Genomic DNA, 17,425 nt, shown 5'->3' with positions numbered 1-17,425 from the left:
AAATAATTCCTTTCCGTTAGTTAATGATTTTAGCAAGCTTTAACACATGCTCTAAATTCGAGTATACTTCTTGAGAAGAGCAATTCGAAACACTTGGACGAGCAATTACGATGAAATCGAGTGTAGGTTTGATTCTAGGTTGCATATCCGTGAGACTTGCTCTGATTTTTCGTTTGATCTCATTTCGTTTAACAGCATTTCCTACTTTTTTTCCTACAGATAATCCGACACGAAAATGTGGCTGATCTTTCTGCAGAACATAGACAACAAATTTACGGTTTGCAAAAGACTTTCCTTTCTGAAAAACCTTTTGAAAGTCTTGTTCTGTTTTTACGCGATATGCCTTTCTCATCTTGGTTCCTTCATTTCTTTCTACTTTGGTTACTCACCTGTCAATAATACCATATTTAGTAAAAGGGATTCACTATATTCCTTAAAAAACGGCATAAAAAAAACCACTGGCATTCAGTGGCTTATGCAGAAATAACCTTTCTGCCTTTACGACGACGACTTGCTAAAACACGACGTCCATTTTTTGTACTCATACGTTTACGGAATCCGTGAACTTTTTGACGTTTACGTTTATTTGGTTGATAAGTTCTTTTCATTTAGTGACACCTCCATCAAAATAATGATTATGCGCATAGACATACTTTGATAGTATAACGAGTCAGACAGTGTTTTGTCAATATAAAATTCACCCACTTTACTGTCTTGTTTTCCACATAAACTAAATGAACTGTGTGTTACTTGTGGATTTTGCATTTTTGTGGATAACTTATTTCCACAAGTTTTTCCTGCTTTTTCCACAAATAAACACCCTTCTAAAAAGTTATCCACATACACTTTTCTAGCTGTGCATAAATCAGTAAAACGCTTTTACATCAACGTATTTGATTAACAGTTACTTGTGGATAAACAAGAGATTATTGTAACAATCCACAAACACTCCTCCTCTGTGGATAACCGTAAATTTGATAAGTTAATTTCTCCTGTTCTTTTTTCCATAGATGTGGAAAAGTATTTTTTTCTAACCTTTTTTATTATAATCTGTGGAAAACTTCTTCCATCCGTGCTAAATTAGTATTATCTATTCTTAGCTATAGGAGGACAATTTATGTCATCTGCTGATTCCATTTGGCGAGATCTTCAGAAATCTTTTAAAGAAGAACTTAATCCAGCAAGTTACAGTGCTTGGATCGAAACAGCCAACATATTATCTTTTGAAAAAAATCAGTTATTGATTGAAGTACCCAGTGATCTTCATAAATCTTATTGGGAAAAAAATCTAGCTGCAAAAATTGTTGAGATGGGCTTCATGAAGACCGGTGAAGAACTAATTCCTAGTTTTGTCACTGCTGAAGAAGCAGAAGCTCTGCAAAAATCGCCTTCTGTTGAACAAACAGTTACTGAAAAAGCAGAAAAAAAAGGAAAAACTATTCTAAACGAAAAATATACTTTTGATACATTTGTTATAGGTAAAGGAAATCAGATGGCTCATGCTGCAGCTTTAGTTGTAGCTGAAGATCCCGGTTCTATCTATAATCCGTTATTCTTCTATGGTGGTGTGGGTCTAGGAAAAACTCACTTGATGCATGCTATCGGACATCAAATGCTGTTAAAAAGACCAAATGCAAAAATCAAATATGTGAGCAGTGAGAACTTCACTAATGATTTTATTACTTCGATCCAAAAGAATAAAATGGAAGATTTTCGGAATGAATACCGAAATGTTGATCTCTTACTTGTTGATGATATTCAGTTTTTGGTCAATAAAGAAGGGACACAAGAAGAATTCTTTAATACATTTGAAGAGCTTTATCGAAATAACAAGCAGATCGTTTTGACAAGTGATCGCTTACCAAATGAAATACCCACGTTACCTGAACGATTGGTTTCACGTTTCGCATGGGGGTTATCTGTAGATATTACACCTCCAGATCTAGAAACTAGAACAGCGATTTTAAGAAAAAAAGCAGAAGCTGAACGCCTCGAAATCCCTGACGATACACTGAGTTATATCGCAGGACAAATTGATTCGAATATTCGGGAATTAGAAGGCGCATTAGTGCGTGTACAAGCATTTGCAACTATGCAAAATTCGGATATTACAACAAGCTTAGCTGCAGAAGCAATCAAAGCATTAAAGTCAAGTCATGGAAGCACTCAAGTTTCTATATTGCAAATCCAAGAGGAAGTTGCAAAATACTACCATATCCATATAAATGATCTCAAAGGAAAAAAACGTGTCAAAGGAATTGTCGTACCTCGGCAAATCGCCATGTTTCTTTCTCGTGAACTAACGGATAACTCTTTACCTAAAATTGGAGCTGAATTCGGAGGTAAAGATCATACTACAGTCATTCATGCTCATGAAAAAATCCAACATCTTTCAGAAACGGATTCTACCATTAAGAATGAAATTTCAGAAATCAAAAACATTCTCTTTAGTTGAGTTGTGGATAAAGCAAAAACATGTCAAAAAGTTATGCACAGGTTATACACAGGCGTTTTCGTTGACGTCTCAATGATATTTTCTAGTTATCCACAATACTAACAAGCCTATTACTACTATTACCTTATTTAATAACTATAAATAAAAGGAGTGCTCCTAATGAAAGTAACTTTAAATCGAACAGAGTTCATGCAAGAATTACAAACCGTTCAACGTGCCATTTCATCAAAAACTACCATACCGATCCTTACAGGTGTTAAATTAGTTCTAACTGATAAAGGTTTAACTCTGACAGGAAGTAATGCTGATATTTCAATTGAGACTTTTTTAAGCGTAGAGAAAGAAAAAGTTCAAATGAAAATTGAACAAACAGGAGCAATTATTTTACAAGCACGATTTTTTAGTGAAATCATTCGTCGCTTACCGGATAATACTGTTACGCTGGAAGTGATAGAAAATAACCAAGTAGCAATAACTTCAGGGAAAGCTAACTTTACTGTAAATGGATTAGATGCTGATAGTTATCCACATTTACCAGTTGTCGAAAGTCAAGATCGCATCGAAGTTCCTGCTCACATTCTAAATAAAATTGTTAACGAAACAGTTTTTGCTGTTTCACAGCACGAAAGTCGTCCAATTCTAACCGGTGTTCATTTTGTTCTTGAAAATAAGAAATTATTAGCTGTAGCTACAGATTCCCATCGATTAAGTCAACGAGTAATTCCATTAGAAAGTGGGGAAGCGAATTTCAACATCGTTATTCCTGGGAAAAGTTTGACTGAATTGTCCCGTTCTTTAACAGATGAAGAAGAAGCTATTCAAATCAGTATCATGGATAATCAAGTATTGTTCCAAACCAATACAATGAAGTTCTATTCACGCCTATTAGAAGGGACTTACCCAGATACAAATCGATTGATACCATCAAGTTTTAACACAGAAATTGAATTTTCAGTTCCAGAATTGTTGTCAGCCATCGAACGCGCATCTTTACTTTCACATGAAGGAAGAAATAACATTGTTCGTTTGTCAATAAATGAAAATTCTGTTATTTTATATGGGAATTCTCCTGAGATTGGTAAAGTAGAAGAAGATCTATCCTACGAGCAAGTTTCAGGAGAACCATTGGAAATCTCTTTCAATCCTGATTACATGAAGGCGGCTCTAAGAGCTTTTGGAGATACAAACATCACGATTCGCTTTATTTCTGCTATCAGACCATTCACTTTGGAACCAACTGAAAGTCAAGGAAGCTTTATTCAATTGATTACACCAGTCCGCACAAATTAGAATTTTTCATATTTATTGTAAATGCATGAAACAAACGTCTGAAAATACAAAAATAGTTTAGAAGGGCTTAAAATCGATTTTAAGCCCTTCTTTTTGTTTTTGCTTATTTTTTATCTAAAACAATCAAAACTTCTCAGAATGAAAATTATACGGATAAATTTGTTTTATTCCTTAAAAAAGAGTATAATAATGGTATACGTTCTTCTATAGAATCGAGGGATAATATGAAAATGCAAATACCTTTAGAAACTGAATATATGACGTTAGGACAAATGTTGAAAGAAGTCAGCGTAATCAGCAGTGGAGGACAAGCAAAATGGTTCCTAGCTGAACATACGGTACTTGTAGACGGAGAGCCAGAGAATAGACGAGGCCGCAAATTATATGCGGGAATGAGGATTGAGATACCTGATGAGGGTACTTTTTTTATGGTAAAGAAGGAAGCCTCAGATGCGTCTGAATAATCTTCAGCTAAATAATTATCGCAACTATGAATCTTTGGAATTATCTTTCGATAAAAATCTTGTCATTTTTTTAGGCGAGAATGCTCAAGGAAAAACCAACGTTTTAGAAAGTATTTATGTTTTAGCGATGACAAAAAGTCATCGAACTACAAGTGAACAAGAGTTGATTCGTTGGGATACAGCTGGGGCTCAAGTTAGCGGAGCTGTGTCTCGAGGGCATTCTACCATACCATTAGAATTATTTTTAACTAAAAAAGGTCGTAAAACGAAAGTCAATCATATTGAGCAAAAAAAACTTAGTAGTTACATAGGGCAATTGAATGTAATTCTTTTTGCCCCCGAAGATCTTTCACTTGTTAAAGGAAGTCCTCAAGTAAGAAGAAAATTTATCGATATGGAAATTGGACAGATTGATCCGATTTATTTGTATGATCTTGTGCAATATCAAAGTGTTTTGAAACAGCGAAATCAGTATTTGAAGCAATTATTTGAAAAAAAGCAAAATGATGAGCTCTATCTCACTGTGTTGACTGAACAATTGATTGAATTTGGCAGCAAGATCATTTTTGCACGACAACGTTTTGTAAAACGATTAGCATTTTGGGCCAATCAACTCCATCAAAAAATAAGTGATGAAAAAGAAGTTTTACAAATAGAATACTTGTCTAGTGTTGGTACTGTAAGTGCATCTCTAGAACAAGTTCAACAACAATTCAAAGATGCACTGGATCAAGTGAAAACACGTGAAAAAATGAGACAGATTTCTCTAGTGGGTCCACACCGAGATGATCTCAACTTTTTAATCAATGATAGGAATGTTCAAACATTCGGATCCCAAGGTCAACAGCGAACCACTGCATTAAGTGTAAAATTGGCAGAGATTGATTTGATGAAAGAAGAAACGGGAGAATATCCGATTCTTTTGTTAGATGATGTCATGAGTGAATTAGACGATTCTCGTCAGTTACACTTACTAGAAACAATTGAAGGAAAAGTACAAACATTTATTACCACAACCACACTTGAACATGTAAAAGATAAAATGTCTGTTGAAGCAGAGATTTTTTACGTAGACAAAGGACACATAAAAGGAGAATAGACTGAATGACAGAAGAAGAAAAAAGTTTAGTTGAACGTGCCAAAGAATATGACGCCAGTCAGATTCAAGTCTTAGAAGGTTTAGAAGCGGTACGCAAGCGTCCAGGAATGTATATCGGATCGACCAGTTCAGAAGGGCTCCATCACCTTGTGTGGGAAATCGTAGATAATTCGATTGATGAAGCACTTGCTGGTTTTGCTACAGCAATTCAAGTAATTATCGAAGAAGATAATAGTATTACTGTTGTCGATGACGGTCGGGGAATTCCTGTAGATATTCAAGCAAAGACTGGCAGACCTGCTGTTGAAACTGTATTTACTATTCTTCATGCAGGTGGAAAATTTGGCGGTGGCGGATATAAAGTTTCAGGGGGTTTGCATGGTGTAGGTTCTTCAGTGGTAAACGCATTATCTACCACATTAGATGTTAAAGTATACAAAGAAGGCAAAGTTTATTATCAAGAATACCATCGGGGAGCTGTTGTCGAAGATCTAAAAGTGATTGACGAAACAGATCGTCATGGGACTACTGTTCACTTTGTACCGGATCCTGAAATATTTACAGAAACTACTGTTTTTAACTTTGATAAGTTGGCTACACGTGTTCGAGAATTAGCTTTTCTGAATCGCGGCTTAAAAATTTCAATTGAAGATAAACGAGAAGAACATCCTGTTCTGAAGGAATATCATTATGACGGCGGAATTAAAAGCTACGTTGAACACTTAAATGCAAGTAAGACAGTTATTTTTCCTGAACCAATCTATCTTGAAGGGGAACAACAGGGCATCACGGTTGAAGTTTCTCTACAATACACAGATAGCTATCATAACAATTTGCTAAGTTTTGCTAATAATATTCATACGTATGAAGGTGGTACCCATGAGTCTGGATTCAAGACAGCTTTGACTCGGGTTATCAATGACTATGCACGTAAGTCTAAGCTAATGAAAGAAAATGATGAGAATCTAACAGGTGAAGATGTTCGAGAAGGTCTTACAGCGGTTATTTCCATCAAACATCCAGATCCTCAGTTTGAAGGACAAACAAAAACAAAATTAGGGAACTCAGAAGTGCGGACTGTAACTGATCGTTTATTTTCAGAGCATTTCACAAAATTTTTGATGGAGAATCCAGCAGTTGGGCGCCAAGTAGTTGAAAAAGGACTGCTAGCCTCTAAAGCACGTCAAGCAGCTAAGCGTGCGCGTGAGATGACTCGACGTAAAGGTGCTCTTGAAATTAGTAATCTGCCAGGTAAGCTAGCAGATTGTTCAAGTAATGATCCTGAGAAATGCGAATTATTTATTGTCGAAGGAGACTCAGCTGGAGGATCAGCTAAACAAGGACGAAGTCGTGAATTCCAAGCGATTCTGCCTATTCGAGGGAAAATTTTAAATGTCGAAAAAGCAAGCATGGATAAAATTTTGGCAAATGAAGAAATCCGTTCACTATTTACAGCGATGGGCACAGGATTTGGAGCAGACTTTGATGTTTCTAAGGCACGTTATCATAAATTAGTAATTATGACTGATGCCGACGTCGATGGCGCACATATCCGAACATTGCTATTAACTTTATTCTATCGCTATATGCGACCAATTGTTGAAGCTGGGTATGTTTATATTGCTCAACCACCACTTTATGGGGTAAAACAAGGAAAAAATATCCATTATATCCAACCAGGCAAAAACGCAGAACAAGATTTGAAGAATACAATCGAGTCATTGCCTGCAACGCCTAAACCAAGTGTTCAACGATACAAAGGTTTAGGTGAGATGGATGACCATCAGCTTTGGGAAACAACAATGGATCCGGAAAACCGGATGATGCTCCGTGTAAGTGTAGACGATGCAATTGAAGCAGATCAAATTTTTGAAATGCTAATGGGCGATCGTGTAGAACCAAGGCGTGCCTTTATTGAAGAGAATGCACATTATGTTAAAAATCTTGATATCTAGCCAATCGTAAAGGAGGAAATAGCTTGAGTGAAGCAAAACAAAATATTCATGATGTCAATCTGACAAGTGAAATGCGTGAGTCCTTTATCGATTATGCGATGAGTGTTATTGTTGCAAGGGCCTTGCCAGATGTTCGAGATGGACTAAAACCAGTTCATCGTAGAATTTTATATGGAATGAATGAATTAGGGGTTACACCAGACAAACCTCATAAAAAATCAGCCCGTATCGTCGGTGATGTAATGGGTAAATATCACCCTCATGGTGATAGTGCGATTTACGAATCAATGGTGCGGATGGCGCAACCGTTTAGTTATCGTTATATGTTAGTGGATGGTCATGGTAACTTTGGTTCAGTCGATGGTGATGGTGCTGCCGCGATGCGGTATACTGAAGCCCGCATGAGCAAATTAGCAATGGAAATGCTAAGAGACATTAATAAAGATACCGTCGATTTTCAAAGTAATTACGACGATACTGAAAGAGAACCTGCAGTATTGCCTGCTCGTTTTCCTAATCTCTTAGTCAATGGTACAACAGGTATTGCGGTAGGTATGGCAACGAACATTCCACCACATAATTTGAATGAAGTAATTGCGGCTATTGAGCTGCTAATGGAAAATCCTGAAGTAACAACGAATGAATTGATGGAAGTTTTGCCCGGACCTGATTTTCCAACGGGCGGCCTAGTTATGGGTAAATCAGGTATTCGACGGGCCTATGAGACAGGTAAAGGGTCCATTACGGTACGAGGAAAAGTTGAAGTTACTGAGATGCCTAATGGTAAAGAAAGAATTCTAGTCACCGAATTGCCGTACATGGTCAATAAAGCAAAATTAATTGAGCGGATTTCAGAACTTCATCGAGACAAACGAATCGAAGGTATTACGGACTTGCGCGATGAATCTTCTCGAGAAGGTATGCGTATTGTGATCGATGTTCGTCGTGACGTTAGTGCTTCAGTTATTTTGAACAACCTTTATAAAATGACGGCTCTTCAATCATCTTTTGGCTTTAATATGCTGGCGATTGAAAAAGGCGTACCAAAAATTTTAAGTTTGAAACGAATTTTAGAAAATTATATCGAGCATCAACAAGAGGTAGTAACGCGTCGTACTCAATTTGACAAAAACAAAGCAGAAGCACGTGCTCACATCTTGGAAGGATTACGGATTGCTCTTGATCATATTGATGAAATCATTGCATTGATTAGAGCATCTAATTCAGATGATGAAGCAAAAAACACAATGATGGAACGTTTCAGTCTATCAGATCGACAAGCGCAAGCGATTCTAGATATGCGTTTGCGTCGTTTAACAGGATTAGAAAGAGACAAGATTGAAAATGAATATCAAAGTTTGTTGGAATTGATTGCTGACTTAAAAGATATTTTAGCTAATCCTCAGCGAGTTTTAGAAATTATCCAAACAGAATTGCAAGAATTAGGTCAACGCTTTGGTGATGAGCGCCGAACAGAATTACTTGTTGGAGAAGTATTGAGTCTTGAAGATGAAGATTTGATTGAAGAAGAAGAAATTGTCATTACGCTGACAAATAATGGGTATATCAAACGAGTAGCAAATTCTGAATTTCGGGCTCAACGTCGTGGAGGTCGTGGTGTTCAAGGCATGGGGATTCACGATGAAGACTTTGTTAAAACGTTGATTTCTTGTTCAACTCATGATACTTTACTTTTCTTTACTAACATGGGGAAAGTTTATAAAGCTAAAGGATACGAAATTCCTGAATACGGACGAGCTGCTAAAGGTATTCCTGTGATCAATCTTTTAGGTATTGATTCAAACGAACGCATCGAAGCGATTATCTCTGCTTCTGGAGGACCTCAAGAAGGACGTTATCTGTTCTTCACGACACGGCTAGGTATAGTAAAACGTACATCAGTTACTGCTTTCTCCAATATTCGGGCCAATGGATTGATTGCTATTGGGTTACGCGAAAATGATGAATTAGTTAATGTAGTAGAAACCAATGGGCAAGATGTGATGATTATTGGTACACACAATGGCTATTCAGTTACATTTAAAGAAGAGCTGGTTCGAGATATGGGACGAACTGCTGCAGGCGTTCGAGGCATCCGTTTAAGAGAAGATGACTATGTTGTCGGCGCTTCTGTGATCAAAGAAGATAGTGAAGTATTAGTTATCACAGAGAATGGCTACGGAAAACGTACAAAAGGTTCAGAATACCCAATAAAAGGGCGTGGTGGTAAAGGAATAAAAACTGCGAATATTACTGCGAAAAATGGACCGTTAGCTGGATTGACTACAGTTTCAGGCAAAGAAGATATCATGCTAATTACAGACAAAGGTGTCATTATCCGATTTAACGCTGAAACAGTATCTCAAACTGGACGTGCAACTTTAGGCGTTCGCTTAATGAAGATGGAAAACGGAGCGAAAGTAGTCACGATGGCCACTGTAGATCCGGAAGTTTCTGAAACAGAAGAAGAAATATCTTCTGAAAGTCAGAATGATGAATAGTAATGTAACTCCAACACGATGTTGTTGGAGTTTTTTTAATAAATGAAAATATTTTGTGCGTACTTATTGATGCAAGCAATTTTACTGTCAAAAGTCAAAAAATTAATCTTGTATTATGGATGAAAAAAATGTATAATTGGTATTTGTGAGTAGTCTAATCAGGCGACTCTCTCTGCTCCTAGAATATACTAGGGGCCTAAGACCACAGGGAGGTGAATAATCAATGGAAAATACGAAGTATGAGATCTTATACATCATTCGTCCAAACATTGATGAAGAAGCAAAATCTGCATTGATCGCACGTTTTGACACGATCTTGACAGATAACGGAGCTGAAGTTATCGAGTCTAAAGATTGGCAAAAACGCCGTCTAGCGTATGAAATGGATGGATTCCGTGAGGGTATCTATCACATCGTTAAAGTTTCTTCTCCATCAAATGCAAGTGCAATCAATGAATTTGACCGTCTTGCTAAAATCAATGACGATATTATCCGTCACATGATTGTCAAAGAAGAAGAATAAAATTGTTTCACATGAAACAAAGCGATGAGGAGATGATGAACTTTGATTAATAATGTTGTATTAGTAGGAAGATTAACCAAAGATCCTGATTTACGATACACTGCTAACGGCACTGGTGTCGCGTCTTTTACATTGGCTGTAAATCGTAATTTTACAAACCAAAGTGGAGAACGTGAAGCTGATTTCATCAATTGTGTGATTTGGAGAAAACCTGCAGAAACACTGGCTAATTATGCTCGTAAGGGTACATTACTTGGTGTGACTGGAAGAATCCAAACACGTTCTTATGACAATCAACAAGGACAACGTGTATATGTAACTGAAGTTGTAGCAGACAATTTTCAATTGTTAGAATCTCGAAATGCTTCTGAACAACGACGCACTACCGAAAGCGGTGGAAATACTTCGTATAATACTAGTGGTTCTTCTGGATTCGGAAACAATAGCACAAATCAAAATCAATCCTCTCAACCATCAGGAATGCCTAACTTTGATCGAGATAATTCTGATCCATTCGGAAACTCGTCAATTGACATTTCAGACGATGATTTACCATTCTAATAAATTGATAGGAGGGAAATAGAATGGCACAACAAAGAAGAGGCGGACGTAAACGTCGCAAAGTAGACTATATTGCTGCAAATCATATCGAACACATCGATTATAAAGATACAGAATTGTTAAAACGTTTCATTTCTGAACGTGGAAAAATTTTGCCACGTCGTGTAACAGGTACAGGGGCTAAAAACCAACGTAAACTAACTGTTGCAATTAAACGCGCACGTATCATGGGATTACTTCCATTTGTAGGCGAAGAATAATTTTTACTATTCAAAAGTTGACAACTGTTTTTGACAGTTGTCAACTTTTTTTGTATATACTATTACTAAAAACATTTAGTGTATTCGTTATTTAATTCAATCTTTAAATAACGAAAAAATCTTTGCCGGTATTTGATTTGTGGTTTCCTAAATAAAGTTTCACGTGAAACTTTATTTAGGAAATCGCTTATTCGTATAAGATGTGGTAAAATATAAAAGTGTTTAATATTTCTATAGCAGTTTATTGAGGAGTTAAATTATGTCAGCAATCGGACTTATTTCAATTGATAACTATGATGATCTAATTGACAAAAAAGATGACAAACAAATATCCTACTTGAACTCTTTGATCACGACGCTGATTTCAGATTGGGCCAGTGAAAATCATATCTTTTATAAGCGGATTAATTCTGAACGCTTTCTTTTTGTTGCCAAGATTGAAGATATTGAGAAGATGAAAAAAGGGAATTTTGAATTTTTGACACGTGTTCGTAATATTGCTGAAAAGAATGACTTAGCCTTAACCATTAGTATGGGAATCTCTTACGGAGAAGAATCGCTAGAGACAATAGGCGAAGTAGCTCAAAATAATTTAGATATCGCCTTGGTACGTGGTGGGGATCAAGTGGTACTGAAGAAAGCTGATGAGGAAGCAAAACCACAGTTTTTTGGGGGGAATACAGATGGTACGCCCAAGAGAACTCGTGTTCGCTCTCGGGCTATGAGTACTACATTAAAAAAAATATTTGCTGATAATAAAAAGGTATTTATCATGGGACACAGGTACCCTGATATGGATGCTTTAGGTGCAGCCTTTGGAGTTGCTTATATGGCAATGATGAGTGAACGTGAATGTTACATCATTTTAAATCCTAAAGAAATTACTGCGGATATTGAACGGGTATTAGAAGAATTGAAGAAATATCCTGATTTAGAACGAATTGTTATTTCAGGTGAGGAAGCTGTAACTTTATCCAATGAGGAAAGTGTCTTAGTAATGGTTGATTATCATAAACCGTCTATGTCAATCTCACAAAAAGTTTATGATGTATTTGATAAAATTGCTGTAATTGATCATCACCGTCGCGGAGATGAGTTTCCAGATAAGCCGTTGTTGACTTATATTGAATCAACAGCATCTTCGGCATCAGAGTTAGTCGCTGAGTTGATACAATATCGTTCTACTCGCAAAACACAAATTCCCAAATTTATCACTACTTCTTTATTGGCGGGAATTTATGTCGATACAAAGAATTTCTCTGTTCGAACAACTGGTAGAACTTTTGATATAGCTGGATACCTCAAAAATCATGGTGCGGATACTTCACTTGTTCAATATATGCTTAGTACGGATTTAGACTCCTATTTAATGATTAGTGAACTAGTTTCTAAAAGCAAACATTACAAAGAAGATATCGTTATCGCAGTAGCTGATGATAAACGAGTATATGACAGTGTGACAGTCGCTAAGGCAGCGGATACGCTTTTATCAATCAATGGGATTCATGCTGCTTTTGTGATCACAAGGCAGCCTAGTAAGTTGATCGGTATTAGTGCTCGAAGCACTGGCAAAATCAACGTGCAAGTTTTAATGGAAGCACTTGGTGGAGGAGGCCACTTCACAAATGCAGCTACTCAAATCAAGGATAAAAGCTTGGATGAAGTCAAAAAAATGTTAATTCAAGAACTTAACAAGTTAGAAAGAGAATGAGGAGTGACCACAGATGAAAGTTATTTTCTTGCAAGATGTTAAAGGAAAAGGAAAAAAAGGAGATATTAAGGATGTACCAAATGGGTATGCACAAAACTTCTTAATTAAAAACAACTTAGCTAAACCAGCTAATAATGAAAGCATGGCCGAATTAAAAGGAAAACAAAAAGCACAAGAAAAACATGAAGCGGAATTACTGGCGGAGGCTGAAGAACTAAAAACAGTCCTTGAAAAGGAAGAAACAGTTGTTAGAATTAAAGCAAAAGCAGGAGAAGATGGTCGATTGTTTGGTTCTATTCCATCAAAACAAATTGCTGATGCTTTGAACAAACAATATAGTATAAAATTGGACAAGCGGAAAATTGAGTTAGAACAACCCATTCGGGCATTAGGTTATACAAAGGTGCCCGTCAAATTACATTCTAAAGTAACTGCTACAATTACCGTCCAAACGGTACAAGAATAAAAAGTTTCCCAACAGTAAAATGTTGGGTTTTTTTAAGCGGATATTTTTGTAATCGAGGTTCTCTTGTGCTTTGATTTGATATCCTGTAGAATAAATGAACACTAGATTAGGAGCGAAAGTCATGAATGAAGTATGGCAAAATCAAATTCCGCCTCAAGACATTGAAGCTGAGCAAGCGGTTTTAGGAGCAATCTTTTTAGACGCGGATTCAATTATTGATGCGATGGAAATTATTGAACCACAAGATTTTTATCGGCGCAGCCATCAGATTATCTTTCAAGCGATGATTCAACTCAATGATCGTAATGAATCCATCGACCTAATCACATTGAAAGCAGAAATAGAAAAAAGTAATAGTCTGGAAGATATCGGCGGGCTTACTTATTTAACAGAACTTAGCCAAGCTTCTCCTTCGGCCGCTAGTATTGCTTATTATGCAAAAATCGTGGACGACAAAGCGACTTTACGCAACTTGATTCAAACCGCTAGTCGTATCGTGACAAAGGGGTTTGAACAAGATGAAGATGTTCAATCGATTGTCGATCAAGCAGAGAAAAGCATTTTAGAGGTTTCAGAAAAAAGAAATAGCAACGGATTTCAGTCTATTGCTGATGTGTTAAATCGAACAATTGAAAATATTGATCAGTTAGCGCAAAATAACGAAGAAATTACCGGATTGCCTACTGGCTATGCAGCTTTAGATAAAATGACAGCTGGACTTCAAAAAGAAGAGCTAATTATTTTAGCAGCACGTCCTGCTGTTGGTAAAACAGCTTTTGCACTAAATATAGCACAAAATGTAGGAACAAAAACAGATCGTTCTGTCGCCATCTTCAGCTTAGAGATGGGTGCAGAATCATTAGTCAATCGAATGCTATGTGCGGAAGGATCTATTGAAGCCAGCCATTTACGGACCGGTCAACTGTCAGAAGAAGAGTGGCGCAATTTGATCGTGGCCATGGGAAGTTTGTCGAATGCTAGTATTTATATTGATGATACACCTGGAATCAAAATTTCCGAGATTCGAGCACGTTGTCGTAAATTAGCACAGGAAAAAGGGAATTTGGGTTTGATATTGATTGATTATTTGCAATTGATTGAAGGTACAGGAAGAGAAAACCGTCAACAAGAGGTCTCTGAGATTTCTCGGCAATTGAAGAAATTAGCCAAAGAATTAAAAGTTCCAGTTATTGCGCTTTCTCAATTATCACGAGGGGTGGAACAACGCCAAGATAAACGTCCAGTTTTAAGTGATATTCGTGAATCAGGATCTATTGAGCAAGATGCAGACATTGTTGCATTTCTCTATCGAGACGATTACTATCAACGTGAAGGTGACGAAGAGGATGGCGGTGAAGAGCCGCAAAACAATAATGTCATTGAAGTGATTATTGAAAAGAACAGAAGTGGAGCACGGGGAACAGTTGAATTATTGTTTATCAAGGAATACAATAAGTTTTCCTCTCTATCTCCAAGAGTTGAGTTTGCATAGGATAGGTTGCGACTGGTACTATTGCCGGTCGCTTTTTTTTATTCGTATTTAGCTTTGTATAAAAAAAATAAATAAAATATAGTTCGTTTTTTTCTGCTTTTTTTCATTTTAATGAATTCAATCATTCGATTTTAGATTGAATCCATGATCGAATACTGGTACAATACTTATGGAGTGCAATATATAAAGAAAGAGGTCATTAAATGTCATCTGTAGTAGTAGTAGGTACCCAATGGGGCGATGAAGGAAAAGGGAAGATTACCGACTTTTTGAGTGAAAATGCGGAAGTGATTGCACGTTATCAAGGTGGAGACAATGCAGGACATACTATTAAGTTTGATGGAGTGACATATAAATTACACTTGATTCCATCCGGTATTTTTTATAAAGATAAAATTAGCGTGATCGGAAATGGCGTAGTTGTGAATCCAAAATCTCTTGTTAAGGAACTTGCCTATCTAAAAGAGAATAATATAATAACAGATAATTTGAAAATTTCTGACCGTGCCCATGTTATTTTACCGTATCATATCAAATTAGATCAGTTACAAGAAGATGCTAAAGGTGACAATAAAATCGGAACAACGATCAAAGGGATTGGTCCAGCTTATATGGATAAAGCCGCTCGTGTAGGTATTCGAATTGCTGATCTTCTTGATAAAGAAATTTTTGAAGAAAGATTACGTATCAATCTTGAAGAAAAAAATCGTCAATTTGTTAAAATGTTTGATGATGAGCCGATTGCTTTTGAAGATATTTTTGAAGAGTATTATGAATATGGTCAACAAATCAAGAAATATGTAACGGATACTTCAGTTATTCTAAACGATGCGCTAGATCAAGGAAAACGCGTACTGTTTGAAGGTGCTCAAGGAGTTATGCTAGATATTGATCAAGGAACATATCCGTTCGTAACATCCTCAAATCCAGTAGCTGGTGGAGTAACTATTGGTAGTGGAGTGGGTCCTTCTAAAATCAATAAAGTAGTTGGTGTTTGTAAAGCATATACTTCAAGAGTTGGTGATGGCCCATTCCCAACAGAACTTTTTGATGAAACAGGCAATCAAATTCGTGAAGTTGGCCGTGAATATGGTACGACAACTGGTCGTCCACGTCGTGTTGGTTGGTTTGACTCTGTTGTCATGCGTCATTCAAAACGTGTTTCTGGTATCACGAATCTGTCTCTAAATTCAATTGATGTTTTGAGCGGCTTGGAAACTGTAAAAATTTGTACTGCTTATGAATTAGATGGAGAATTGATTTATCATTATCCTGCAAGTCTAAAAGAATTGAATCGTTGTAAACCAGTCTATGAAGAGTTACCAGGCTGGTCAGAAGATATTACTGGATGCAAAACATTAGCTGATCTTCCTGAAAATGCACGTAACTATGTACATCGTATCTCTGAATTAGTTGGGGTTCGTATCTCAACATTTTCAGTAGGGCCAGATCGTAATCAAACGAATATATTAGAGAGTGTTTGGGCACAAATCTAATCAGTGGGTAGAATTAATTAGTAGAATTGAATAGTAGAAAGAACAAGGCAGAGTATTTTAGAAGAAAATCGATGATTTTCCCGTCTTCAAGTATGATTTCTTCTGCCTTGTTCTTTTTTTGCTATAATAAGGTTATCAAAGGGGGTGTACCTATGTATCAAATCATTACAGATTCATGTTGTGATCTACCAGCAAAAAGATTAGCTGAATTGGGTGTTCAATATATATCTATGACAATTGAACTTGAAGGAAAAGAATATATCGATGATATGGGTGAACAATTTGATGCCAAGTGGTTTTTAGAAAAATTAAAAGAAAATGCACAACCGACAACTTCTCAAATCAACGTCGGACGTTATGTTGAATTTTTTCGTCCATATGTAGAATCGCACACACCGATACTTTATCTAGGTTTTTCGTCTGGAATGAGCGGTTCTTTTCAAAGCGCTGTTCAAGCTGTTGCTATTCTTAAAGAAGAATACCCTCATGCTGAAATCACACTCATTGATACAAAATCTGCTAGTTTGGGAGAGGGTTTTTTAGTAGCGGAAGCAGCAAAAAGACAAAGTGAAGGTTGGTCTCTTCATGAGGTCAGCCAGTGGGTAGAAGAACATAAATTATCTCTAGATTCTTGGGTGACAGTTGATGATCTTCGACATCTTGAAAGAGGCGGTAGAATATCTAAAACAGCAGCGGCCATTGGCGGCCTATTAAATGTTAAACCAATTATTACTGTAGATACAGATGGAAAGTTGAAAAATGTCGATAAAGTGAGAGGTCGAAATAAATCAATTCAAAAAATTGTTGATAAAACAGTAGCGAATCTGCGTGAATCTCAAATAGAGACGGTTTATCTTGCAAATGCAGGTGATGACGAAGCAGCAGAAAAAGTGTTAAGACTCTTGAAAGAGCAATTTCCAGCATTAATTATTTATCATTATCCTTTAGGACCAACAATTGCCAGCCATACAGGATATGGTTGTTTGGCACTTTTTTCATTCGGAAAAACACGTTTGATCAGTGATTGATTTTCTCTTAAATATAAAAGCCAAATGCAAGAGTTCTTGCATTTGGCTCAGACTGTAGACAAAAGCTGTTCCAAACTCGTAACTCGAGCTTGGAACAGCTTTTTATCTACTTCGTTTCGAATTT

16 protein-coding genes are annotated in these 17,425 nt (G+C 36.7%); 14 read left to right on the top strand and 2 right to left on the bottom strand.

Annotation, left to right across the window (positions count from 1 at the left end; genetic code table 11):
• Positions 1-16 precede the first annotated feature (16 nt).
• Both rnpA and rpmH read right to left on the bottom strand, forming a co-directional pair.
• Complete coding sequence (gene rnpA, locus AB5Z52_RS07760; RefSeq protein ID WP_003129188.1) at positions 17-352, bottom strand: ribonuclease P protein component; 336 nt, start codon at positions 350-352, stop codon at positions 17-19.
• A 121-nt stretch (positions 353-473) separates the two neighbouring features.
• Entirely contained in the window at positions 474-608 is a 135-nt protein-coding gene (rpmH, locus tag AB5Z52_RS07755; RefSeq protein WP_002356012.1) for a 50S ribosomal protein L34, read from the bottom strand.
• Positions 609-1,117: 509 nt separating this feature from the next.
• Here rpmH and dnaA point away from each other — a divergent pair.
• The 14 genes from dnaA to AB5Z52_RS07685 all read left to right on the top strand — a co-directional run bounded on the left by dnaA (position 1,118) and on the right by AB5Z52_RS07685 (position 17,301).
• On the top strand, positions 1,118-2,455 hold the full coding sequence (gene dnaA / locus AB5Z52_RS07750) for a chromosomal replication initiator protein DnaA (RefSeq protein WP_288551510.1): 1,338 nt from the start codon (positions 1,118-1,120) through the stop codon (positions 2,453-2,455).
• Positions 2,456-2,614: 159 nt separating this feature from the next.
• On the top strand, positions 2,615-3,745 hold the full coding sequence (dnaN, locus tag AB5Z52_RS07745) for a DNA polymerase III subunit beta (protein WP_021148899.1): 1,131 nt from the start codon (positions 2,615-2,617) through the stop codon (positions 3,743-3,745).
• Positions 3,746-3,969: 224 nt separating this feature from the next.
• Positions 3,970-4,209 (top strand): S4 domain-containing protein YaaA, encoded by a 240-nt coding sequence (yaaA, locus tag AB5Z52_RS07740; RefSeq protein WP_003129246.1) that lies wholly within the window; start codon positions 3,970-3,972, stop codon positions 4,207-4,209.
• Positions 4,196-5,308, top strand: coding sequence for a DNA replication/repair protein RecF (gene recF, locus AB5Z52_RS07735; RefSeq protein ID WP_005473084.1), 1,113 nt, complete (start codon positions 4,196-4,198; stop codon positions 5,306-5,308). Before yaaA ends, recF begins: the two co-directional genes overlap by 14 nt.
• Positions 5,309-5,313: 5 nt before the next feature.
• Positions 5,314-7,263 carry a DNA topoisomerase (ATP-hydrolyzing) subunit B gene (gene gyrB / locus AB5Z52_RS07730; RefSeq protein ID WP_005473082.1) on the top strand — a complete coding sequence of 650 codons (1,950 nt, stop codon included), beginning with the start codon at positions 5,314-5,316 and terminating at the stop codon, positions 7,261-7,263.
• Between the two features lie 23 nt (positions 7,264-7,286).
• Positions 7,287-9,764 carry a DNA gyrase subunit A gene (gene gyrA / locus AB5Z52_RS07725; protein WP_005473081.1) on the top strand — a complete coding sequence of 826 codons (2,478 nt, stop codon included), beginning with the start codon at positions 7,287-7,289 and terminating at the stop codon, positions 9,762-9,764.
• Between the two features lie 223 nt (positions 9,765-9,987).
• Positions 9,988-10,287, top strand: a complete 300-nt coding sequence (gene rpsF, locus AB5Z52_RS07720) for a 30S ribosomal protein S6 (RefSeq protein WP_003129251.1) — start codon at positions 9,988-9,990, stop codon at positions 10,285-10,287.
• A gap of 42 nt (positions 10,288-10,329) precedes the next feature.
• Positions 10,330-10,848 carry a single-stranded DNA-binding protein gene (gene ssb, locus AB5Z52_RS07715; RefSeq protein WP_003129252.1) on the top strand — a complete coding sequence of 173 codons (519 nt, stop codon included), beginning with the start codon at positions 10,330-10,332 and terminating at the stop codon, positions 10,846-10,848.
• A gap of 23 nt (positions 10,849-10,871) precedes the next feature.
• Positions 10,872-11,108 carry a 30S ribosomal protein S18 gene (rpsR, locus tag AB5Z52_RS07710; protein ID WP_003129253.1) on the top strand — a complete coding sequence of 79 codons (237 nt, stop codon included), beginning with the start codon at positions 10,872-10,874 and terminating at the stop codon, positions 11,106-11,108.
• 259 nt (positions 11,109-11,367) lie between these two features.
• A complete protein-coding gene (locus tag AB5Z52_RS07705; RefSeq protein WP_005473080.1) occupies positions 11,368-12,819 on the top strand; it encodes a DHH family phosphoesterase in 1,452 nt (483 codons plus the stop codon).
• Between the two features lie 13 nt (positions 12,820-12,832).
• Positions 12,833-13,285, top strand: coding sequence for a 50S ribosomal protein L9 (gene rplI, locus AB5Z52_RS07700; protein WP_003129255.1), 453 nt, complete (start codon positions 12,833-12,835; stop codon positions 13,283-13,285).
• A 121-nt stretch (positions 13,286-13,406) separates the two neighbouring features.
• Positions 13,407-14,777, top strand: coding sequence for a replicative DNA helicase (gene dnaB, locus AB5Z52_RS07695; protein WP_003129256.1), 1,371 nt, complete (start codon positions 13,407-13,409; stop codon positions 14,775-14,777).
• A gap of 203 nt (positions 14,778-14,980) precedes the next feature.
• Positions 14,981-16,273, top strand: coding sequence for an adenylosuccinate synthase (locus AB5Z52_RS07690; RefSeq protein ID WP_021148909.1), 1,293 nt, complete (start codon positions 14,981-14,983; stop codon positions 16,271-16,273).
• 152 nt (positions 16,274-16,425) lie between these two features.
• Positions 16,426-17,301 carry a DegV family protein gene (locus AB5Z52_RS07685; RefSeq protein ID WP_005473073.1) on the top strand — a complete coding sequence of 292 codons (876 nt, stop codon included), beginning with the start codon at positions 16,426-16,428 and terminating at the stop codon, positions 17,299-17,301.
• The last annotated feature ends 124 nt before the right edge of the window (positions 17,302-17,425 follow it).

The sequence above is a fragment of the Enterococcus sp. RTP21361st1_A6_RTP21361_211029 genome (assembly GCF_040910045.1).
Taxonomy (GTDB): Bacteria; Bacillota; Bacilli; order Lactobacillales; family Enterococcaceae; genus Enterococcus_D; species Enterococcus_D gallinarum.
Note: the sequence above shows the minus strand (reverse complement) of the source record. Positions and strands in the feature narration are given on the sequence as shown.